The 20,900-nt window shown below is 43.3% G+C and carries 19 protein-coding genes and 1 riboswitch; of the genes, 10 read left to right on the top strand and 9 right to left on the bottom strand.

Features of this window, described 5'->3' with window-relative positions; translation table 11 throughout:
* Positions 1-49 precede the first annotated feature (49 nt).
* From benD to NI466_RS09585, 7 genes are all read right to left on the bottom strand, one after another.
* The gene (benD, locus tag NI466_RS09615; protein ID WP_005106868.1) at positions 50-835 is read right to left on the bottom strand and encodes a benzoate diol dehydrogenase BenD; all 786 of its coding nucleotides are present in this window, start codon (positions 833-835) and stop codon (positions 50-52) included.
* A 17-nt stretch (positions 836-852) separates the two neighbouring features.
* Positions 853-1,869, bottom strand: coding sequence for a benzoate 1,2-dioxygenase electron transfer component BenC (gene benC, locus NI466_RS09610; protein ID WP_253173424.1), 1,017 nt, complete (start codon positions 1,867-1,869; stop codon positions 853-855).
* Positions 1,870-1,959: 90 nt separating this feature from the next.
* Positions 1,960-2,451, bottom strand: coding sequence for a benzoate 1,2-dioxygenase small subunit (gene benB, locus NI466_RS09605; protein WP_004647040.1), 492 nt, complete (start codon positions 2,449-2,451; stop codon positions 1,960-1,962).
* Positions 2,448-3,836, bottom strand: a complete 1,389-nt coding sequence (benA, locus tag NI466_RS09600; RefSeq protein WP_253173423.1) for a benzoate 1,2-dioxygenase large subunit — start codon at positions 3,834-3,836, stop codon at positions 2,448-2,450. The genes benB and benA overlap by 4 nt, the downstream gene beginning before the upstream one ends.
* Before the next feature lie 72 nt (positions 3,837-3,908).
* Complete coding sequence (catA, locus tag NI466_RS09595; protein WP_253173422.1) at positions 3,909-4,829, bottom strand: catechol 1,2-dioxygenase; 921 nt, start codon at positions 4,827-4,829, stop codon at positions 3,909-3,911.
* Positions 4,830-4,983: 154 nt separating this feature from the next.
* Positions 4,984-5,274: a muconolactone Delta-isomerase gene (gene catC / locus NI466_RS09590; RefSeq protein WP_004647036.1), complete on the bottom strand. Its 291-nt coding sequence runs from the start codon at positions 5,272-5,274 to the stop codon at positions 4,984-4,986.
* Between the two features lie 13 nt (positions 5,275-5,287).
* Entirely contained in the window at positions 5,288-6,397 is a 1,110-nt protein-coding gene (locus tag NI466_RS09585; protein ID WP_253173421.1) for a muconate/chloromuconate family cycloisomerase, read from the bottom strand.
* 115 nt (positions 6,398-6,512) lie between these two features.
* On the opposite strand from NI466_RS09585, the gene NI466_RS09580 reads away from it, so the two are divergent.
* From NI466_RS09580 to NI466_RS09570, 3 genes are all read left to right on the top strand, one after another.
* Entirely contained in the window at positions 6,513-7,424 is a 912-nt protein-coding gene (locus NI466_RS09580; RefSeq protein WP_005100217.1) for a LysR family transcriptional regulator, read from the top strand.
* A gap of 229 nt (positions 7,425-7,653) precedes the next feature.
* Positions 7,654-9,027: an MFS transporter gene (locus NI466_RS09575; RefSeq protein WP_180086980.1), complete on the top strand. Its 1,374-nt coding sequence runs from the start codon at positions 7,654-7,656 to the stop codon at positions 9,025-9,027.
* Positions 9,028-9,135: 108 nt separating this feature from the next.
* On the top strand, positions 9,136-10,467 hold the full coding sequence (locus NI466_RS09570; protein ID WP_253173420.1) for a DcaP family trimeric outer membrane transporter: 1,332 nt from the start codon (positions 9,136-9,138) through the stop codon (positions 10,465-10,467).
* A 48-nt stretch (positions 10,468-10,515) separates the two neighbouring features.
* Here NI466_RS09570 and NI466_RS09565 read toward each other — a convergent pair whose 3' ends face one another.
* On the bottom strand, positions 10,516-11,937 hold the full coding sequence (locus tag NI466_RS09565; RefSeq protein ID WP_253173419.1) for an aminotransferase-like domain-containing protein: 1,422 nt from the start codon (positions 11,935-11,937) through the stop codon (positions 10,516-10,518).
* Positions 11,938-12,408: 471 nt separating this feature from the next.
* On the opposite strand from NI466_RS09565, the gene NI466_RS09560 reads away from it, so the two are divergent.
* From NI466_RS09560 to NI466_RS09545, 4 genes are all read left to right on the top strand, one after another.
* Entirely contained in the window at positions 12,409-14,046 is a 1,638-nt protein-coding gene (locus NI466_RS09560) for a long-chain-fatty-acid--CoA ligase (RefSeq protein ID WP_253173418.1), read from the top strand.
* A 298-nt stretch (positions 14,047-14,344) separates the two neighbouring features.
* Entirely contained in the window at positions 14,345-15,367 is a 1,023-nt protein-coding gene (locus tag NI466_RS09555) for a flavin reductase family protein (protein WP_016807072.1), read from the top strand.
* A 42-nt stretch (positions 15,368-15,409) separates the two neighbouring features.
* Positions 15,410-16,576: a fatty acid desaturase family protein gene (locus tag NI466_RS09550; protein WP_004647028.1), complete on the top strand. Its 1,167-nt coding sequence runs from the start codon at positions 15,410-15,412 to the stop codon at positions 16,574-16,576.
* 258 nt (positions 16,577-16,834) lie between these two features.
* Entirely contained in the window at positions 16,835-17,185 is a 351-nt protein-coding gene (locus NI466_RS09545) for a hypothetical protein (protein WP_004280391.1), read from the top strand.
* A gap of 69 nt (positions 17,186-17,254) precedes the next feature.
* Here the strand turns inward: NI466_RS09545 and NI466_RS09540 are convergent, their stop codons facing one another.
* Positions 17,255-17,977, bottom strand: a complete 723-nt coding sequence (locus NI466_RS09540; RefSeq protein WP_253173417.1) for an HAD family hydrolase — start codon at positions 17,975-17,977, stop codon at positions 17,255-17,257.
* 279 nt (positions 17,978-18,256) lie between these two features.
* Here NI466_RS09540 and NI466_RS09535 point away from each other — a divergent pair, with 279 nt between their 5' ends.
* The 3 genes from NI466_RS09535 to NI466_RS09525 all read left to right on the top strand — a co-directional run bounded on the left by NI466_RS09535 (position 18,257) and on the right by NI466_RS09525 (position 20,896).
* Positions 18,257-19,150: a LysR family transcriptional regulator gene (locus NI466_RS09535; protein WP_005106887.1), complete on the top strand. Its 894-nt coding sequence runs from the start codon at positions 18,257-18,259 to the stop codon at positions 19,148-19,150.
* Between the two features lie 206 nt (positions 19,151-19,356).
* Positions 19,357-19,468: riboswitch (guanidine-I (ykkC/yxkD leader) on the top strand.
* 28 nt (positions 19,469-19,496) lie between these two features.
* Positions 19,497-20,234 carry an urea amidolyase associated protein UAAP1 gene (locus NI466_RS09530; protein ID WP_253173416.1) on the top strand — a complete coding sequence of 246 codons (738 nt, stop codon included), beginning with the start codon at positions 19,497-19,499 and terminating at the stop codon, positions 20,232-20,234.
* 11 nt (positions 20,235-20,245) lie between these two features.
* Positions 20,246-20,896, top strand: a complete 651-nt coding sequence (locus NI466_RS09525) for an urea amidolyase associated protein UAAP2 (protein WP_253173415.1) — start codon at positions 20,246-20,248, stop codon at positions 20,894-20,896.
* Positions 20,897-20,900: the final 4 nt, after the last annotated feature.

Raw genomic sequence — 20,900 nt, 5'->3', positions numbered from 1 at the left:
GCCTCCTTGCGTCGAACCATGAGCCTGTTAAAAATCGTGATGATCAGGACTAGCCTTGATCACCACCACCGACGGGTACCACGGTACCTGTCATATAAGATGATTCATCGGAAGCCAGGAATACAATCGCATTCACTTGCTCCTGAATCGTACCGTAGCGTCCCATAAACGTACGGTCAATGGTCTGATCAACCACTTGCTGCATCCATTCTTTTTCAGATTCAGTCAGTGGATTGGCATTGCGCGGTACTTTACGTGGCGGTGCTTCAGTGCCACCCGTCGCGATTGCATTGACACGGATGCCGTCTTTGGCATGTTCAAATGCAAGGGAAGCGGTCAGGCCGTTCACACCACCTTTCGATGCCGAATACGGAACACGGTTAATGCCGCGTGTGGCAATAGAAGATACGTTTACAATGGTCCCTTTCTGATTTTTAATCATTTCCGGAAGTACTGCGCGGCAGCACCACAGCGTCGGGAACAACGAACGGTTCACTTCCTTGATAATTTCCTCTTCAGAAAATTCTTCGAAAGGTTTCATCCAGATCGCGCCACCCACGTTGTTGATTAACGCATCGACACGGCCATAGGTTTCTAGCGCTTTTTCAACGACTGACTGGGCACCAGCAAACGTTTCCAGATTGGCTTTCACGGTAATCGCATCACCGCCAGTCGCTTCAATTTCAGCCAGAACTTCTTCCACATAAGGGGAAAGGTCAGCCATGACGACTTGAGCACCTTCGCTCGCCACTTGCAGCGCGACACCACGACCGATGCCTTGCGCGGCACCGGTCACGATTACGACTTTATTTTCAAATCTTTGACGATTAGACATTGAACAAATTCCCTCTATTAATTGGCAGAGAATTTTTCAAACAGGAAGCTTGCAGGTTTCACACCTTCAGCATCCAGCCTGCCGCGAACTGCTTCAACCATTGGTACAGGGCCACACAGGTAAACATCTACATCACCGCCATTTAGCCATTCGTTCTCAATATGACCGGTCACATAGCCTTTACGCTCATGTGCAGATTCTGGATTTGCTACTACAGTGCGGTATTCGAACCACGGGAATTTGTCTTGCAGTTCGTTCAGTTTTTCAATGGCAACCAAGTCGAAATCATTGGTCACACCAAATACTAAACGCACTGGATGTTCTGAACCTTTTTCTTCCAGCACTTGCAGCATTGACATGAATGGTGCAATACCTGTACCACCAGCCAGCATCAAGACAGGACGGGTCACAGGGCGCAGGTAGAAGCTACCAAATGGACCGGTAAAAGTCATCTTGTCGCCAGCTTTGGCATTTTTACTTAAGAATTCACTCATTTTGCCGTTCGGTACATTACGTACTACGAAACCGGTCAAACGGTCACTCGGTTTTGAGCTGAATGAATATGAACGGGTTTCGGTCGTGCCCGGAATTCCTACATTGACATATTGACCAGCAAGGAAGTGAATGTCCGGTTGACCTTCATCTAACTGGATGTCAAAAGTAATGGTCGAGTCAGACAGGTTTTCTACACGTGCCAAAGTACCCTGGAATTCATGAATTTCAGTTTTGCAGACTTCTGAAGATGCCTGAATCTGGAACACTGCATCTGAAGTTGGTTTACACTGACAAGCCAGAATAAAGCCTTCAGCGGCTTCTTCAGGTGTTAAAGCATCTTCAATATAAGTTTCTTCAGGCATGTCATAAGAACCTGATTCACAAAACGCACGACACGTTCCACAAGCACCATCACGGCAGTCCAAAGGAATATTGATCTTTTGACGGTAGGCTGCATCTGACAGTGTTTCACCATCTGAAACAGAAATAAAACGTGTAACGCCATCTTCAAATTGAAGTGCAACATTGTGGTTTGACATGGCTGAATATCCTATATAAATCTTTGTAACTGAGCCTTTCAGCCAATTTTCCATCTGACCGAAAGGCATAACCTGGCTGTATAAACAGTCTTAGAGGTGATAAATGTCGATAACCTGGTTGATGTAATCGTTTTTCAGTACCACGTATTTGCTTAAAATTTGTGGTTTATCGCCTGAGAAATCAATTTCATAACGAGACATACCGAAGTAGCTGTAACTTGTTTTGTAACGGAAGCTCAAAGTATTCCAGTTAAAACGTACAGTCACTTTGTCGCCATCACGTTCAACAATTTCAATATTGCTGATGTTATGGCAGGTACGTGTGTCCGGCATAGTTGCAGATGAACGTTCAGTCTTGATCCGGAACACGCGGTCTTCTAAACCTTGACGGTCTGGATAGTAAATCAACGAGATTTCAGACTGTGGATCTGTGGTCAGTTTGTCATCATCATCCCAGGCTGGCATCCAGAAAGACGCAGTAGGGGCATAACAAGTTAACCAGTCATCCCATTGTTCATCATCTAAAAAGCGGGCTTCTTGATACAGGAACTGAGCAATATTTTCTAAAGTGATGTCGCTCATGCGCTTTCTCCTTCAGTTGATGCTGCAATTTCTTTCTCAGTCGCAATACCTTTTTTGATCAATTCTAACCAGTACTGGTGCTGAGACAGGTATAGACCTTCATCTTCAGTTTTAATACCAGACAGTTTTGGTTTTAAACCGATTTCATTGGCAGCATCATCCGGACCTTGAATCCAGTGTTTAGAACCACGGCACATGTCGTTCCATTCCAGCGCGATACCGGCATAACCTGCCTGACAAGCACGGAATTCTTCAAGATCGTCTGGTGTCGCCATACCTGAAGCGTTAAAGAAATCTTCATACTGACGGATACGACGGGTACGCGCTTCAGGCTCTTCGCCTACAGGCGCGATACAGTAAATCGTCACTTCAGTCTTATCGACAGAAATCGGGCGCAGGACACGGATTTGTGAACCGAACTGATCCATGAAGTAAACGTTTGGATAGATACACAGGTTACGTGAACGTTCGATCATCCACTTCGCCATAGCTTCGCCATATTGCGCAGTGTATTCATCTTTCTTGGCAAAGTTAGGACGGTCTTCCGGGTTAGCCCATTGCGTCCAAAGCAGCATATGACCGTGTTCAAAGCCGTAAGAACCACCGCCTTGTTTGCCCCATGAACCTGCGCTCATGGCACGGATGTTATCGCCAGCTTCTTTTTCTTTACGTTGCTGAGTCGTTGCAGCATAGTTCCAGTGTACAGCAGACACGTGATAACCATCAGCACCGTTTTCAGCAGTCAACTTCCAGTTACCTTCATAGGTATAAGTCGAAGCACCACGTAAAACTTCCAGACCTTGCTCAGACTGATCCACGATCATGTCAATGATTTTGGTCGCTTCGCCCAGGTATTCTTCCAGAGAAGGAACATCCGGATTCAAGCTGCCGAACAGGAAACCTTTATAGTTTTCAAAACGGGCAACCTTTTTCAGGTCATGTGAACCGTCTTTGTTAAAGCAGTCTGAATAACCCGCTTCAGCCGGATCTTTGACTTTTAATAACTTACCTGAATTATTGAACGTCCAGCCATGGAATGGGCAAGTATAAGTTGCTTTATTGCCTTTCTTGTTACGGCATAATTGTGCACCGCGATGCGAACAGGCATTGATCATTGCATTCAGTTCACCTTGACGGTTACGCGCAATGATGATTGGCTGACGGCCAATATAGGTCGTATAGAAATCGTTGTTGTTTGGAATCTGGCTTTCATGCGCCAGATAAACCCAGTTGCCTTCAAAGATGTATTTCATCTCCAGGTCAAACAGGGCTTGGTCTGTGAATACTGAACGGTGAAGTTTAAATTCACCAGATTCATAATCATCAACCAGTAGTTCGTCAATGCGGTCTAAATGGCTGGTGTTAATTACGGGAATACGAGGCATGTCCTTTCTCCGACTTTCCTGGGGGAAGTCAGCGGGATATATCTAGAAATATATCCCGCCTCTTTAATTGTATTAAGCGCTAGCGCGGCGACGATCAACTTCGGTCGAAGGTGCGTCTTGTTTTTCTTTCACAAGTTCAATATCAAATTGAATGTGTTTGAAAGGACCTTTCAGACCACGTTTTGCAATTTCAGCTTCATCAGTCACGTCAACCGCAGTTGCCACCAGGCCTTCACGAGTAGCGAATGCGAAGTCATCCCACAGGTATTGGTCGCCTTCAATGTTGAATTGAGTAGTCAGCTTGCGGTAACCCGGTGCAGATACGAAGTAATGTACGTGCGATGGACGGTTACCGTGACGGCCTAGTTTGTCCAGTACAAACTGAGTTGTACCTTCTGGAGGGCAGCCATAACCCACTGGCATTGTAGTCAATGCAGTATATTGACCATCGGCAGCGGTAATGATGCTGCGACGCAAGTTAAACTCAGACTGTGACTTGTCAAAGAATGAGTAGTTGCCCAGGCTGTTCGCATGCCAGATTTCAACTTTGGCACCTTCAACACGGTTGCCGTCAGTATCCGTCACTGTACCTTCAATGATTAAAGTCGGGATTTTGCCTTCTTCAGAACCATCGTCCATACGTGCAAAGCTTACAGTTTCAGGTGCGCCAGCGACATAAAGTGGACCTTCAATCGTACGTGGCGTACCGCCAGTAATGCCTGCTTTAGCATCCGCTTCATCAGCACGTAAGTCTAGGTAATGCTCCAGACCCAAACCTGCAGCCAATAAACCTAATTCGTTCGCTTGGCCGGCATCAGTAAAGTATTCCAGCCCTTTCCACAGTTCTGACTGGGAAATATCAAGATCTTCGATCGCTTGGAAAAGGTCACCCAATAAACGCACAACAACTTGCTGTACACGTTCATCTACAGGACCTGTCGCTGTATCAACGTTCATTTGCTTAACTAATGCATCAATTTCTTGGCGATTCATACTATTGCTCCTAAAGTATGTCTTTCATCTTTTAGTGGCGCACTTTTTTAGCTTTCATTGGCTGGCTAAATCTGGCTGGCCACAATCCTTGTTGAGGTACCCTCTGTTTTCGATTCGGAAGGGGAATCCGGTGACTCCCAATCCGCTCATTTAATCAACTGTCGTCATCTCGAACTGACGATGGGTGACGGTTTAATGCCATTACTTCAATATTCATATAAGGATAGAGAGGCAAGCCTTGTAGCAGGTTGTGCAACTCTTCATTGCTTTCAACATCAAAAATACTGATGTTTGAGTACTGGCCCGTGATGCGCCAGATATGACGCCATTTGCCTTGACGCTGCAATTCCTGTGAATAAGCCTTTTCAACAGCCTTAATTTCGTTTGCCTGTTCAACTGGCAGATCACGTGGAATGTTTACATCCATACGTACGTGGAAAAGCATGGGTTTCTCCTAATTACTGACGACGCAAGTTGTCAATCTTGTTTTCATCCAACTCAATCCCCAGACCTGGTCCTTTCGGAATCTCAAGTTCAAAGTTTTGATAGTTGAGTGGGGTTTTCAAAATATCTTCAGTCAGCAGTAGAGGACCAAACAGCTCGGTACCGAACGCCAGACTTTCAAAAGTAGAGAACACATGTGCCGAAGCAATCGTGCCCACCGGGCCTTCAAGCATGGTGCCGCCATACAGGTCAATACCTGCAAGTTTGGCAATCTTGCCTACTTCACAGCCTTCAATCAGGCCACCCGACTGGGCAACTTTGACTGCAAAAACAGATGAACCGTTTTGTTTGGCAATCTCATACGCTGAGTGCGGGCCCATTAACGATTCGTCTGCCATGATGGCAACATCAAAACGTCGGGTCAGACGGCGCATGGCATCCAGGTTATCAATCGCACATGGCTGTTCGATCAGATCAACACCGCCATCTTGCAATAACTGAATGCCTTTAATCGCTTCCAGTTCTGACCAGGCACGGTTCACATCCACACGGATCGAAATGTCTTTACCTAATGCTTGCTTAATGGCAAGCACGTGTTCAACATCCTGTTCCACTGGGCGAGAACCAATTTTCAGTTTGAAAATATTGTGGCGTTTGGCCGCAATCATTTTCTCTGCTTCAGCAATATCTTTTTCGGTATTGCCAGAAGCCAATACCCAAAGAACTGGAATACTGTCACGTAAGCGGCCACCGAGGACTTCGCTTAATGGCAAACCTAAACGTTGTGCCTGAATGTCTAAAAGTGCAGTCTGAATCGCACATTTAGCAAAACGGTTACCATTAATATTCTTTTTGATTGCTTGTAATGTCTGTGCAACATTTAAACCGGATAATGTTTTTAAAAGAGGCGCAAAATAAGTTTCAATATTTACTTTTACGCTTTCCGGGCTTTCATCACCATAACCTAAGCCACCGATAGTTGTTGCTTCACCCCAACCGATGTAACCATCTTCAGTGGTGATTTTGACCAATACCAGGGTCTGGGTTTGTATCGTAGCTACTGCCATCTTGTGAGGACGAATGGTTGGGATTTCTACCAGCAAGGTTTCAACTGACTTATACATAATACGGGTTCACATTCTTGCTTTAATGTTTTGACTTGATATACCTTAAAAGAATAATTTTGATTGGTCTAAGATCGATTTAGCATTTTTTTATACTTTAAAGGTATGCAGGAATATGGAACTCAGGCATTTGCGTTACTTTGTCGCAGTCGTCGAAGAACAAAGTTTTACCAAGGCGGCAGAAAAACTGTTTATTGCTCAACCACCTTTAAGCAGACAAATACAAAATCTGGAACAGGAACTGGATATTCAGCTCTTTGAAAGAGGTAGCCGACCGCTTAAGACCACCGAAGCCGGTCAATTCTTCTACCAGCATGCGGTTAAACTTTTGTCTAATGCGGAAGAAATAAAATCGATGACCAAACGGATTGGTATCGCGGATCGCACCATTAGTATTGGTTTTGTTGGCTCGTTATTGTTCGGTTTGCTATCGCGTATTGTGTTTTTATTTAAGCAGCAACATCCCCAGCTCAAAATTGAGATGGTTGAAATGAATACTTCAGAGCAGATTCAGGCACTTAAGGAAGGGCGGATTGATGTCGGTTTTGGACGCTTGAGAATTTCAGATCCAGCAGTGAAACGGGTGTTGCTGCGTGAAGAAAGACTCATGGTCGCTGCGCATTCCAGCCATTTTCTCTCGCAACGAGATGGCGTGAACCTAGCTGAACTGGTGGATCAGCCACTCTTTTTATACCCGAATAATGGTAAGGCAAATTTTTCGACCCAGGTGCGCGGTATATTTTCCGAGTATGGACTAGAGCCGAAAAATATCCGTGCAGTCAGTGAATTGCAACTGGCGCTGGGTTTTGTGGCTGCTGGAGAGGGTGTTTGTATCGTGCCGGAAAGTGCCCAGAATATTCGTCTGGCACATTTAAACTTTATCCCTTTATTAGATGAATTTGCGGTCAGTCCGGTCTTTATGGCGATTCGTAACATGGATGAAAGTGAATATATTCGTTATCTGTTTGATGCGGTCTATCAGGTCTATGATCTTGAAGCGATTAAATATGATCGTGCGGTGTTTTAAACAAGATTAAAAACTTTTTAGATGCTATATAAAATAGGTGAAATTATTATTTAATGACTGAATTAAAGTCGTTTTATTTGGATGAATATCATTAAGGCATAGTAAATAAAGCCTTTTCTTGAAGGCAGACTTTATAGGTATAGAAGTATGCCTATTCAGTTTTGGACATTTATGGACATCTTCTGCATTGTGAATCTCATAAATTGAACTTCACAATTAGGAGGTGAAGATGTCTACAAATAAAGTGAATATAAATACGCTAATTGATGAAGCGAAATTCACACCCTTTCATTGGGGTGTTTTGATCTGGTGTTTGCTGATCATTATCTTTGATGGTTATGACCTGGTCATCTATGGGGTGGCGTTGCCGTTACTGATGCAGGAATGGTCGCTAAGTGCGGTACAAGCGGGCATGCTGGCCAGTACTGCCTTATTCGGAATGATGTTTGGTGCCATGAGTTTCGGTACTTTATCCGATAAACTCGGCCGTAAAAAAACCATCATGATCTGTGTGGCTATTTTTAGTGGGTTTACCTTTATCGGTGCCTTTGCCACATCACCAGTCGAATTCGGAATTTTACGTTTCTTGGCTGGCCTTGGAATTGGCGGTGTCATGCCTAACGTCGTGGCATTGATGACCGAATATGCGCCTAAACGCATCCGTAGCACGCTGGTTGCCCTGATGTTTAGTGGTTATGCCATTGGCGGGATGACTTCTGCGTTATTAGGTGCATGGTTGGTGCCACAATTTGGTTGGAAAATCATGTTCCTGCTTGCAGGTGTTCCATTGCTCATCTTGCCGATTCTATGGAAATATCTGCCAGAATCCCTGATGTACCTGACCAACAAGCAACAGACGGCTCAAGCACACACTATTATTCAGAAAATTTCTCCGACACAGGTCATCAACAGTGACACCCAGTTTGTACTGAATGAAGTACAAAAAGGGGATGAGGCACCATTAAAAGCACTCTTTCAACAAGGCCGTAGTTTCAGTACCTTTATGTTCTGGCTGGCATTCTTTATGTGCCTGTTGATGGTCTACGCCTTGGGTAGCTGGTTGCCAAAACTGATGATTCAGGCAGGATACTCGCTGGGTGCAAGTATGATCTTCCTGTTCGCACTGAATATTGGCGGTATGGTAGGTGCCATTGGTGGTGGATATCTCGCAGATAAATTCCATATCAAAAAAGTGCTGACTATCATGTTCTTATGTGGTGCCATTGCATTGATTCTGCTTGGTTTTAACAGTCCACAATTCGTTCTGTATACCTTGATTGCTGTAGCAGGCGCTGCAACGATTGGCTCACAAATTCTGCTCTATACCTTCGTGGCGCAGTATTATCCATCGACAGTACGTTCTACCGGTATGGGCTGGGCATCAGGTATTGGACGTATTGGTGCAATTGTTGGGCCGGTACTCACTGGTGCTTTATTAACCATGAATTTACCGCATCAAATGAACTTCTTTGCAATTGCGATTCCTGGCGTAATCGCTGCGCTGGCAATTTTCCTGGTGAACTTAAAAACTTCCGTAGATGGCCAAGCCCTTGCAACACCTGATGTGAAGCCGAATCCATTGGCAAAAGAAGCGACACATTAAGTTAGATTTCAATCAATAAAGATAATATTCCCAATGATATAGATCGCCATCGTAACGGGTGGTGATCTGTTGCTAGAATCGAAACGCATAATAAAAAGCGAGTTTAGGATGAACACGACACAATTATTTAATCAACCAACAATCACATTCAAACGCACAGTTCTGATGAGCATGATGGCAATGAGTTTAGGGGGCATCAGCTTGTCGACTCAAGCACAAACCTCAGCTCAGTCGAATCAGCAGGAAATTGAACAACTGCGCCAAGAAGTTCAGGCTCTACGCGCACTAGTTGAGCAACAGCAAAGACAGACGGCCGTGGTCACAGCACATGTTGCAGCAACACCCGCTCCAGCAAGCAAACCTGTCATGAAAATTGCCAGTGGTGCCGAATTTAATCTTTATGGAAATATTCGTGCCGATGCCTCTTATCAGGCTGAAGGTGGTTCAGCAGCACGTATGTATAACCAGATTAACGCTGTACCTTTAGAAGGTGTCGGTGAGCGTAGTGATGAATTTAAATCTACTCTGGCTGCAACCCGTTTAGGCATGGATTTTAAAGCACCAGTCGGTGCTGGAGATAAAGCTTTAAGCGGTAAAGTTGAAGTAGATTTTCTGGGCGGCGCAAGCTTTGATAACTTGCGTATCCGTCATGCTTATATCAGCTATGCCAACTGGTTGATCGGTCAAACCTGGTCGAACTTTGCGGTGCCAGATTATATTCCAGAAACTGTAGATGCATTGGTTTACGCTGGCGGTTCGATTAAACGTTTCCCTCAGGTCCGCTATACCAGCACATTCAGTCCGGCAACCAATCTAGTGTTGGCAGTAGAAGATCCTAAAGATGCAACTATTACTGGTATTAAACAGCGCCTACCTGCTTTGACAGCTCGTTTAAATCATAAATTTGCTGATAATCTTGCGGTTAGCGCGCGTGCCATGGGGCATGAAAAACGCGTTAATGAAGACGAAGAAATGGCATGGGGCGTAGGGCTGGGGGCAAAATATGAAGTTGTGCCTGGTACCACTTTAAAAGCTGACTACTATCATGTTAAAGGCGATAGCAGCTTTGTGTCTTATGCCAATACGGGTGTGATTGCTGCAAATGGCGATTTATTACAAAGCGAATTTGATTCAATTTCAGTCGGCCTAACCCAGCAGTTTAATGACAAATTGCGCGGTACATTGGGTTATGGCTATATGAATTTTGATCAAGATAATGAATATCTCGCTGCTGTGAATCCAACTACAGTTAATAAAGACTTATGGCAAGCTTGGGCCAATATTTTCTATAGCCCAACCAAGCCTTTAAGTTTTGGTTTGGAATATGTCTATGGTGAGCGTGAAGCCTATGGACCTGTATTAAATACTGAAGGTGATGCGATTAGTAGTCGTAAGGGTGAAGATAACCGTATCAATGCGGTTGCCATTTACAATTTCTAAGACTTCTTTGCATAAAAGCGTCTGATCTGTAACAGAAGCGTGGATGAATTAATCCGCGCTTTTGCTATTTTGAAGAATGGTTTCTGCCAGCAGATTGACTGCATCTTCAATCTTGGCTGTCCATTCAAAAGAACAATTCAGGCGCATATAATGCTGACTGGCATGATCCGGTTTAAACAATAATGCAGGGGCGATTGAAATACCTTTCTGAATCAGTTGCTCATAAAGCACCTGTCCATCTAGACCATTTGGCAATTCGATCCAGAGAAAATAACCACTGGAATAATAGTAAATTTTACATGTAGGCGCTAAGCGGTTTTTGAGTTCCTGATAAAACTTCTTTTTATATTTTTCCAGATTATATCTTAGCTGTCGTAAATGTTTTTCATAATGATGATGCGAAATAAATTCTACCAGCGTGTTCTGGAGTAAGGGACTGACCGTTAAAGTGCTCATGAGCTGCAAATGCTGAATGGCATCGGAAAATGGACCGGCATAGACCCAACCGACGCGTGCGCCCATGCCTAGTGTTTTGGAAAATGAAGCACAGTGCAGCACCATCTGATGCTGGTCAAAATATTTAACCGGTAGCGGTTTGGATGAACCATAATTCAATTCCTGATAAACATCATCTTCGATTAAATAGACCTGATATTCATACAAAAGTTCAGCAATTCTCTGTTTAATTTCCGAACTAACAGTAAAGCCAATCGGATTATGCGCGTTCAGCATTAGCCAGCACACCTTGATCGGATACTGTTTCAAAGCCTGTTCAAATGATGCCAGATCAAAACCGAATTGCGGATGCTCAGGGATAGTAATCACCTGTAGCCCCAAACGCTCGGCTGCCTGCCAGGCCCCATAAAATATGGTTTGTTGCAGCAGGATAAAATCACCGGGTTGGGTCAATGCCTGTAAAGACAGATTCAGTGCTTCTAGTGCACCGGATGTAATGACAATGTCATCTGCATGGCAAGCAATGCCTTGCAACTGGTAACGATTGGCAATCAGTTGGCGTAAATCCTGATTGCCAGGCGGCATATGATTCTGGTTGTTATAACTGCTTTTTCTTTTGGCCTGCTGCGCCAGAATCTGCATAAATTTGGCGTTATATAACAGCTCTGCATTGGGAAATGCGGAACCAAAAGGCACAATTTCTGCTGCTTGGATCGATTTTAAATAATTAAATACCACAGAGTTGATTTGAACTTTTGGGCTTAAACTAATCTGGATTGGTTGTTTGCTGTTGACCAGATCTGTAGAACGCTCTGCAACGTAATAGCCGGATTTATCTCTGGCATAAACCAGACCTTGCGCTTCAAGTTCCTGATAAGCATTGAGTACCGTCATCAGGCTATAGCCAGACAATTGGGTCTGTTCGCGGAGTGAAGGTAATTTTTCATGTACCCTCCATACGCCGTTTTCAATCATCTGACGGATATTCTGCGCCAGTTTTTCAGACTTATACATACACTTGCTTGAACTAAGACTGTTCTAATTATTTTGATTTATAGCATATTTCAAGATGCTCAATATAACAAATTAAGGTTAATGTGGTTGTCAGTCTATTTTCAAGCTGGCGTTCTATCGATCTGCTGTACTGTTCTTCTAAGATCAGTATCCAAGTAAATATTTCCATTCAAATGGGATGGTTGTATTAATCGGGTCGACATGAACTCAATACATGATCATTAAACTGAATATCAGGTCTCAACCTTTCTAGGGAAATTCTCTACCTCTCCATCAATCGTATTCTAATTTTTATACGCCTGAGTCACTTCTCTTAATTTGTCACAATTCGATACTTACAAATTCAGATTTACTTGCTAAATTCAGTCCACATGATGATAAAAACTATGTCACGGTCTTAGACCGAACCATCATGTATATATAACAACGATACGAATACACGGACCAATAACAAGCACAAAGGAGTGGACAATGCTCGGAAATATGATGTTTCAGCCTTTACTGATCAGCAGCATGATTGAACATGCAGGGCGCTATCATGCCGATACCGAGGTAATTTCCAAAAATACCGACACCAGCATTAAGGTGACCAACTGGGGCAAAATTCATCAAAACTCGAAACGTTTTGCCAAGGTATTGCAACAACTCGGCTTGGAACAGGGAGATCGGGTTGCCACCATTGCCTGGAATAATCATCGCCATTTAGAGTCCTGGTATGCTATTTCTGGCAGCGGTCTGGTCTGTCATACCATTAATCCGCGCCTGTTTCCGGAGCAGCTGATTTTTATTATGAATGATGCTGCAGATCGTGTGGTCATCTTTGATAAAACATTTGTACCTTTAATCAAGGCGGTAAAACCGCTGCTGACCTCAGTCGAGCATTTTATCTGTCTGGATGCTGCCGATCCGAGCGTCACTGAAGCCATTCCAGAAGTGCAATTTTATGATGATCTGATTGCCAGTCAAAACACAGAATTTGAATGGCCAGTCATTGATGAAAACTCAGCCAGTTCACTGTGCTATACATCAGGAACCACGGGCAACCCTAAAGGCGTGCTATATAGCCACCGCTCTACTGTATTACATAGCTATGCCATCATTTTACCGGACTCACTAAATGTCTCGGCTGCCGATATTATGTTGCCAGTGGTGCCGATGTTCCATGTGAATGCATGGGGTACGCCATACGCGGCGGCCATGGTGGGATGCACACTGGTACTGCCGGGGCCAGGTCTGGATGGTGCCAGTCTGGTGAATCTGATTGATACTTATAAAGTTTCAGTGGCGCTTGGCGTGCCAACCATCTGGCAGGGTTTGATTGCCGCCGCAAACCAGTCAGGCTCCAAACTGGAAAGCCTAAAACGGAATGTAGTGGGCGGATCGGCATGCCCACCGGCCATGCTAAGGGCTTTCAAAGAACAGTTTAATTGTGAAACGATCCATGCCTGGGGCATGACAGAAATCAGTCCACTGGGTACAGCGAATCAGCTCAAGACCAAACATTTGCATCTGTCTGATGAAGAAAAATTGCAGATTCGTCTGTCCCAAGGCCGTCCTCCGTTCGGGGTTGACCTACGTTTGACCGATGCAGAAAAAGGGACGTATGAAATTGAACGTGATGGACAGACCACAGGAAATTTACAGGTCAAAGGGCATTGGGTCATCAGCCATTATTTCGGCAAGGAAGAGTCTGCACTGACTGCGGATGGCTGGTTTGATACCGGCGATATTGCTACGCTGGATCAGGATGGCTTTATGAAACTCAGTGACCGCTCTAAAGATTTAATCAAGTCTGGCGGAGAATGGATTTCATCGGTGGAGCTGGAAAATATTGCCATGGGACATCCGGAAATTGCGATGGCTGCCGTGATTGCCGCCCAGCATCCTAAATGGGATGAGCGCCCGGTATTGATTGCCATTAAAAAGCCGGACAGCCAGCTAAGTGAAACTGATCTGCTGGATTATTATGCGGACAAGGTAGCCAAATGGCAGATTCCAGACCGAGTCGTATTTGTTGATGCGATTCCACTCAGTGGTACTGGTAAAATGCTGAAAAAAGATCTGCGTGAATTATATGGGACTATTCTTTTGGAGCAGGCAGCAGGTTAAAGCGTCATTTAATCTGAAAATCCCTACATGAAGTCAAAAAACTGATCTCGAATAGAGGTCAGTTTTTTTATGTACAGGCTAAGCAGCGTTGTCTGTTTAAAAATGCTTTTTCTCAATCCATATAGTCTTGATCGATACTTTTAGATGATATTGTCCGACAAAAAGTCATATTATATGGCTTAGGCACATAATTTGACCTGTATTGACATGGTCTGAATGTGAGAATTCTTTATCCTGAGCAATATAATAATTAGACAGTTGTACATTAATGAAACTGTCTGCGGATAAGGGGATAAAAATGACAAGCATGCCAACCTATCAGCCGCATTGGATCCGGGAAGATTTCATTGATTTTATTGGTGAAAAAATCCATCCAACTTGGGCAATCAAAAAAGTTAAGGCTGCCGTTATGGGCATTCAAGCCATCAGCCCTGACTTTTTCAAAATTCACTTACGTCCAAATCATAATTTTAAAGCCAAGTCATTTCAGGCCGGCCAGAATATTGCAGTGACTGTTAGACTCGATGGCATACGACATCAGCGACATTATTCTGTGGTGACGGTATTGAAAAATGGTGATCTGATCATTGCGGTTAAACAGCAGGGTAAAGTGTCACGTGCCTTAAGTCTGATGCAAATTGGTGCGGTGGTTGAAATATCTCAGCCCCAAGGTGAGTTCACATTGCAAAAATCCACCCAGCCGATTTTATTCCTGGCTTCAGGTAGTGGTATTACCGCCATTTACTCCTTGCTGCAAAAAGCAGTCATTCAGTCTCTGGAACAGATCGACCTGATTTATTTCACTCGAGATGATGCCTTTCATGCTGAACTGAAAACATTGGCTCTTATGCATCCAAACTTGAAATATCACCATTTCAATACCGTGGAACACCAGCAGCATCTGACGCAGAGCTTATTGCAAGAGCTGGTGCCAGACTTTGCAGAACGAAAAATTTATGCTTGTGGCTCCGCCGGGATGATGAAGGCCGCACTTCGCATCGTTGATAAACTGGAATTGAAATCCAATTTTCATTCGGAATATTTCCAGATTGTGGTCGATGAAAAAATTAAAGCACAGCCGGTACGGTTTTTAAGATCGCAGCAGGAATTTCAAGCCCAGTCCAACTTACTGGAAAGTGCCGAAAAATCCGGCTTGAGACCAGCGCATGGCTGCCGAATGGGTATCTGCAATACCTGTTCCTGTACCAAGGTCAGTGGTTCGGTACGAAATGTCCTGACCGGTGAAATTGATCATGGTAATAATACCCAGATCAAACTGTGCATTTCTCAGGCAGTGAGTCCTGTGGTGATTAATTTATAAACTATTGATAAGCCATTAATTAAACTATAAGAAGGTGCTCCCATGAATATGCAAATTGATTTTAAACGACATAGCAAAAGCCAATTTCTTAGTCCTGAACAGATTGAGGAATTCGGTGCCAAAGTTGATGCGATCCGCCGCGAGGTCATGGATGATCTGGGGGAAAAAGACGCCGAATATATTTATAAAATCCGCAACTTTGTCCGCTATAGCGAAATTGCCTCACGCGGCATGCTGATGTTTGCCGGTTGGTTGCCACCGGTATGGCTGGCGGGGACAGGTCTGCTCGGTCTTTCCAAAATCGTGGAAAATATGGAACTCGGTCACAATGTCATGCATGGCCAGTTCGACTGGATGAACGATCCGAGTCTGAACGGTGCGACCTATGATTGGGATACGATTTCAACCGGCGATGACTGGAAATATACGCACAACTATATTCATCATACCTATACCAATATCGTCGGAATGGATCATGATGTCGGTTATGGTCTGATTCGGGTCAGTGAATCGCAAAAGTGGGAACCACGCTTTCTGTTTAATATTCCACTGGGCATTCAGTTAATGGTATTTTTCGAATGGTATGTTGGCTTGCAACGCCTGCATCTGGAAGATGTGATTGCTTATAAAACAAAGACCTGGAAAGAAGTCTGGGAAGAGGCAGCACCTTTGCGCCAAAAAATGCGCCGTCAGGTGTTAAAAGATTATGTATTTTTTCCGATCATTGCCGGGCCAAATGCCATTCCGGTATTTACCGGAAATGCGGTGGCCAATGTGATTCGCAGTCTATGGGCTTCTGCCGTCATTTTTAACGGTCATTTCACTGAAGATGCTGAAACCTTTGAAATGGACAATACCGACAATGAAACCCGTGCCGAGTGGTATTTACGCCAGATTCGCGGTTCGAGCAATTTTAGTGGAACAACTTGGCTACATATCTTGAGTGGTAATTTGAGTCATCAGATTGAGCATCATCTATTCCCGGACATGCCCGCCAATCGCTATGCGCAGGTTGCGCCAAAAATCAAAGCGCTCTGTGCAGAATATGGTATTCACTATAACGAAGCCAGCTTCATGAAACAGTTTTCTACAGTGTGGGTAGGTCTGGCTAAATGTTCTCTACCGAATCACTGGACTGAGCAGGTGGTTGAAAAAACCCATGCTGCCAAATCTGTATTCAACTACTTTAAAGCGAAACTATTGTCATAATTTTTAAGCTTTACTTATTCACCATTTTGGTACTCCTCAATAGATTTGGATGGTCTATTGAGGAATTTTTTTTAAGTTTTATCAGATTTAATATCATTAGAATAATCCTGTTATGAATAAAATATGGATACAGATTTCAAAAAATGACGAAAGCAAAACAGATCCAGTACTACTGAAACGCTTTGCCTACAACAACCTGCTTCAGCCCTAAGGGCTTCTCTCTATAATGGCCGCGTCGTTACACTTAAGGTCTCAGTTTTGAAACATCTTAAATATTTTTCAGCAATTCCATTATTAGTACTTTTAACTGCTTGTAACACCACTGAAGCACCCGCACCAGATTATCAGGGCAACTGGAAAAACACCGTGGAAAATCCAAAACTTGAAAATATTCTGGTTATTTCAAAAAATGGTGAAAATTATCTGATTACCAATACGATCAAAGATAAGGAAACCGGTAAAACCGAGAAAAAGAATCCAATGCCCGCTGCAGTGAACGAAAATGGCATGCTTCAGTTGAACGCAGGTGCAGGTATGGTCGATTTTGCAATCGATGAGAAAACCGGAAATCTGGTTGGTTCAGGCTCAATCTATAAAAAAGCCAAATAGTCAGCAAGATTTTTAAGCCACAAATAGTATTCAAGATGTCATGAACAAGGATGCTTCATGGCATCTTTTTTAGTGGATGTTGTTATTGAATGAACTTAATAATTCAGCAAAATTTTCGACATAATAATTTGCTTTGGCTTTGATCAAATCTATTTCATGAGCGGAGTGCTGGTCATAAATTCCCACTACCTCGATGCCCGCATGATTTGCTGCTTCTACACCGACTAGAGAGTCTTCAATAATTAGACATTCCTCAGGTCGAAGGTTAAAGGCTTGCAAAACATTCAGATAAACTTCGGGATGAGGTTTAATGTTCTGGACATTTTCACGGGTGAGAATCAAGGAAAAGTCCTCATCAAAGCTGATTTTAGAGTTAATATTTCGATTGTTATCCTGATAGCGCTGTACATTGAATAAACTGGTGGTGGTGGTCAAAGCCAGTGATATCTGTTGCTGTTTTAAAGCCTGAATCAGGAGGTCTGCCTGAGGTTTTAACTCGACGATATAATCAAGAAAATGTCGGGAAATACTATAACGACGATTTTTTACTTCTTCTTTAGCTGGTTCAAAACCGTATTGTTCTTTTAAAAATCCACAATATTCCAGATAAGGATCTGACATATGTCTCAAGGCGGTAAGTTGAAGATCGCGCTGTTGCTGAATCTCATGTAAATCGACTTTTCTGTTGGAGAGCTCATCAATCAGGGCTGCATCGACCTGATTCCAGATGCCTACAGAATCAATCAACGTACCATCTAGATCAAAACAGACCAGCTTTTTATCCTGAAACATATAAGATTTCTCTGTATTTTTACCATTTATTCGGTGGGGCTGAGTATATCGCATACGATTTAAATGTTTAACTGACCTGAGCGAACTGGTTGTAAATTTTGCACTGGAATACTTTTTAATGAATTTATTCATCTGGTAAAAGTATTTTTTTCGGAAAATTACAGCGAGTTTAATCCTGAAAATAGTTGCGAAGTGTTATATTTTAATCTGACCCTCAATAGACTTATGCGGATGAAAGACCTGTCCGAATGAGGAGAAAGTTAAAGGAAATGTATTTCTGTGTTTGAACTTGACTGTAAATTGCTCAGTATTTTTTATTATGTCTATAAATTTAAAAACGTATCTCAGGCAGCCGATCATTTAGATATGAGCCAGCCTGCGGTGAGCAATCTGCTGAATAAAATTCGCCAGCATTATGGTGATCCTTTATTTTTACGTATTGGCAATGAGATGCTACCTACGGATCTGTCCAAACAGCTCTTTCCCTTGGTCAGCGAAGCACTGAGCAAAGTTGAAGCAATCAATAATTTTACGATCAATTTTGATCAGGTCACTTCACAGCAGCGCTTTACACTGGCGATGACCGATGTATCGCATCTGGTGTTATTGCCAAAAATTTCCCAGTATCTGAAGCAGCATGCATCCCATATCCGTCTGAATGTGCGTCCGATTACCTCGGAAACCAGTTATCAAATGGCCAATGGTGAGATTGATCTGGCTTTGGGCTTCTTGCCAAATCTGGAGAATGGCTTTTATCAGCAGAAACTGTTTGAACAGTATTATGTGGTGATCGCGGCGAAAGACCATCCGCGACTAACGGGTGACTGCATCACGACCGAAGAGTATTTACGTGAAACCCATATCGATATTGATGCCGGGATGGGGCATTACCACATTGAAAATGAATTGCTGAATCTGGAACTTAAGCGTGACATTCTGATGCGTCTGCCAAGTTATCTGGGAGTCGGACTGGTAGTGCAGGAAACCGATGCGATTGCGACCGTGCCTTATTATTTGAGTGAAGTCCTGTTATCACGTGGCAATCTCAAGATCTTTAATGCGCCAATTGCGTTCCCGACCTATTCCGTAAAGCAGTATTGGCATATGTCCTGTCATCATAAAACCAGCCATCAATGGTTACGCAATATGCTGCATGAGATTTTAAGTAAATAACTCTACAACTTAAATAGTTTGATTGAGTTCTCATCTCTAGATTTTAAACTCCCCGTTCAAGCCGGGATTTTTTTATTTTGGTACATCTTGATGCCTTTTTCAGAGCCTTGCACCTGAAGTGATCAGTTCCATCTCAAAAAAAAGTATTACGAATATAAAAAATAGTATTACCAGTTTGGCACGTCCTTTGCATCTATCTACTCAATCATAAAGTGATCTAGGGTTCCGATACATGAAGATTCATGTAGGTCTGCGACCGAGAGTTCACGGCTTAAGTTTCAAGCTCAAGCTACACGGAGGGATAAAAGCCCGGGAGGTAAACCGTACAAGATTGGGATGGATGCATATGAGCACAACTACTTATCACGAAGATCAAGTCCTCTGGACTGAACGTTTACCGGGTGGACACCACTGGTCAGCACGCATCCAGCGTGGCGCAGTTTTACAACTTAAATCTTTAGGCGCAAATGCCAATGTTTCACTGTTTTGTGTGAATAGCGAAGATAAGCTTGAAGCCTATAACATGCCAGACAGCTTAAAAGGTCAACACAGCGCATTTTTAAGTACAGGGCACATTTTGGCGTCTGATTTAGGTCGTGCGATGATCTCGATTGTTAAAGATGACCATGGTTGGAATGATGCCTTTTGTGCGCCAAGTACCGCACAGCAAATCGAACAACAGTTTGGCAAGCAAAGCTTCCAAGATGCGCGTAACGACATGTACCGCAACGGTAAAGACAGCTTGCTTTTAGAGATGACCAAATTTGGCTTATCGGCGACGGATCTTAGTAGTAGCTTAAACCTATTTTCAAAAGTTGCACCGGATGACAACGGCAACTTGTCTTATGTCGTATCTGATAATACCGATCAAGTGATTGAACTACGCTTTGAAATGGATTGTTTGGTGTTTTTATCCAGCGCACCACATGCACTCGACAATTCTAATGAATATGCACCAGCCGATATTCAGCTCTCACTCTTTAAAGCACTGCCTTTAGGCGACACCGATGTCTGCCGTGACTCATGCCCGCAAAATCAGCGTGCGTTTCAAAATAATAACCGCTACTACGCTTTAACTGCTTAAGGGGAATGATCATGACTGCACTCGTAAACCTAGAAAAATCAGTACTTAGCGAAGTTTGTCCTGCCGGTGAAGCATGGATGTGTGAAGTCAAAAAAGGCCAGTATTTCCGTATTGTTGATCTTGAAGGCAACCAAGCGGTGGATACTTTATTTATTTCCGCTTCAAACCCAGAAGAGCGTTATAGCGCAACTGATACTTTGGCGATGAATCGTCAAATTTATTTAGAGAAAGGCACAAGCTTATATACCAACTTTGGTAATAAAATCGCCACCATTCATGATGATAACTGTGGTCGTCACGACACTTTAGGCGGTGCATGTTCATGTGAAAGTAACACAGTCCGTTATGCGCATGATAAATACCCAATGCACAGTTGCCGTAACAATTTCATGATTACATTGTCACAACATCCGATTGCGAAAAAGCATGGTCTGAATGTGCGCCATATCGGTCCAAATATTAATTTTTTTATGAATGTACCTGTAACTTCAGATGGTCACCTGAAATTTGATGATGGGATTTCTGCACCGGGCAAATATGTGGAAATTAAAGCTGAGATGGATTTGATTGTGTTGATCTCAAACTGCCCACAACTAAATAACCCATGTAATGCCTATAACCCAACAAAAATTCAACTGATTGTCCGTGAAGGCGAGGTATAAGACT

Source organism: Acinetobacter lwoffii, assembly GCF_024129595.1.
GTDB classification, from domain to species: Bacteria; Pseudomonadota; Gammaproteobacteria; order Pseudomonadales; family Moraxellaceae; genus Acinetobacter; species Acinetobacter lwoffii_O.
The sequence above is the reverse complement of the archived record's forward strand: the minus strand, read 5'-3'. Positions and strand labels throughout refer to the sequence as shown.

Bases quoted from the DNA above. Each gene is read 5' to 3' on its own strand.
- benD (WP_005106868.1), bottom strand. From the start codon at position 835: ATGTCTAATCGTCAAAGATTTGAAAATAAAGTCGTAATCGTGACCGGT.
- benC (WP_253173424.1), bottom strand. From the start codon at position 1,869: ATGTCAAACCACAATGTTGCACTTCAATTTGAAGATGGCGTTACACGT.
- benB (WP_004647040.1), bottom strand. From the start codon at position 2,451: ATGAGCGACATCACTTTAGAAAATATTGCTCAGTTCCTGTATCAAGAA.
- benA (WP_253173423.1), bottom strand. From the start codon at position 3,836: ATGCCTCGTATTCCCGTAATTAACACCAGCCATTTAGACCGCATTGAC.
- catA (WP_253173422.1), bottom strand. From the start codon at position 4,829: ATGAATCGCCAAGAAATTGATGCATTAGTTAAGCAAATGAACGTTGAT.
- catC (WP_004647036.1), bottom strand. From the start codon at position 5,274: ATGCTTTTCCACGTACGTATGGATGTAAACATTCCACGTGATCTGCCA.
- NI466_RS09585 (WP_253173421.1), bottom strand. From the start codon at position 6,397: ATGTATAAGTCAGTTGAAACCTTGCTGGTAGAAATCCCAACCATTCGT.
- NI466_RS09580 (WP_005100217.1), top strand. From the start codon at position 6,513: ATGGAACTCAGGCATTTGCGTTACTTTGTCGCAGTCGTCGAAGAACAA.
- NI466_RS09575 (WP_180086980.1), top strand. From the start codon at position 7,654: ATGTCTACAAATAAAGTGAATATAAATACGCTAATTGATGAAGCGAAA.
- NI466_RS09570 (WP_253173420.1), top strand. From the start codon at position 9,136: ATGAACACGACACAATTATTTAATCAACCAACAATCACATTCAAACGC.
- NI466_RS09565 (WP_253173419.1), bottom strand. From the start codon at position 11,937: ATGTATAAGTCTGAAAAACTGGCGCAGAATATCCGTCAGATGATTGAA.
- NI466_RS09560 (WP_253173418.1), top strand. From the start codon at position 12,409: ATGCTCGGAAATATGATGTTTCAGCCTTTACTGATCAGCAGCATGATT.
- NI466_RS09555 (WP_016807072.1), top strand. From the start codon at position 14,345: ATGACAAGCATGCCAACCTATCAGCCGCATTGGATCCGGGAAGATTTC.
- NI466_RS09550 (WP_004647028.1), top strand. From the start codon at position 15,410: ATGAATATGCAAATTGATTTTAAACGACATAGCAAAAGCCAATTTCTT.
- NI466_RS09540 (WP_253173417.1), bottom strand. From the start codon at position 17,977: ATGTTTCAGGATAAAAAGCTGGTCTGTTTTGATCTAGATGGTACGTTG.
- NI466_RS09530 (WP_253173416.1), top strand. From the start codon at position 19,497: ATGAGCACAACTACTTATCACGAAGATCAAGTCCTCTGGACTGAACGT.
- NI466_RS09525 (WP_253173415.1), top strand. From the start codon at position 20,246: ATGACTGCACTCGTAAACCTAGAAAAATCAGTACTTAGCGAAGTTTGT.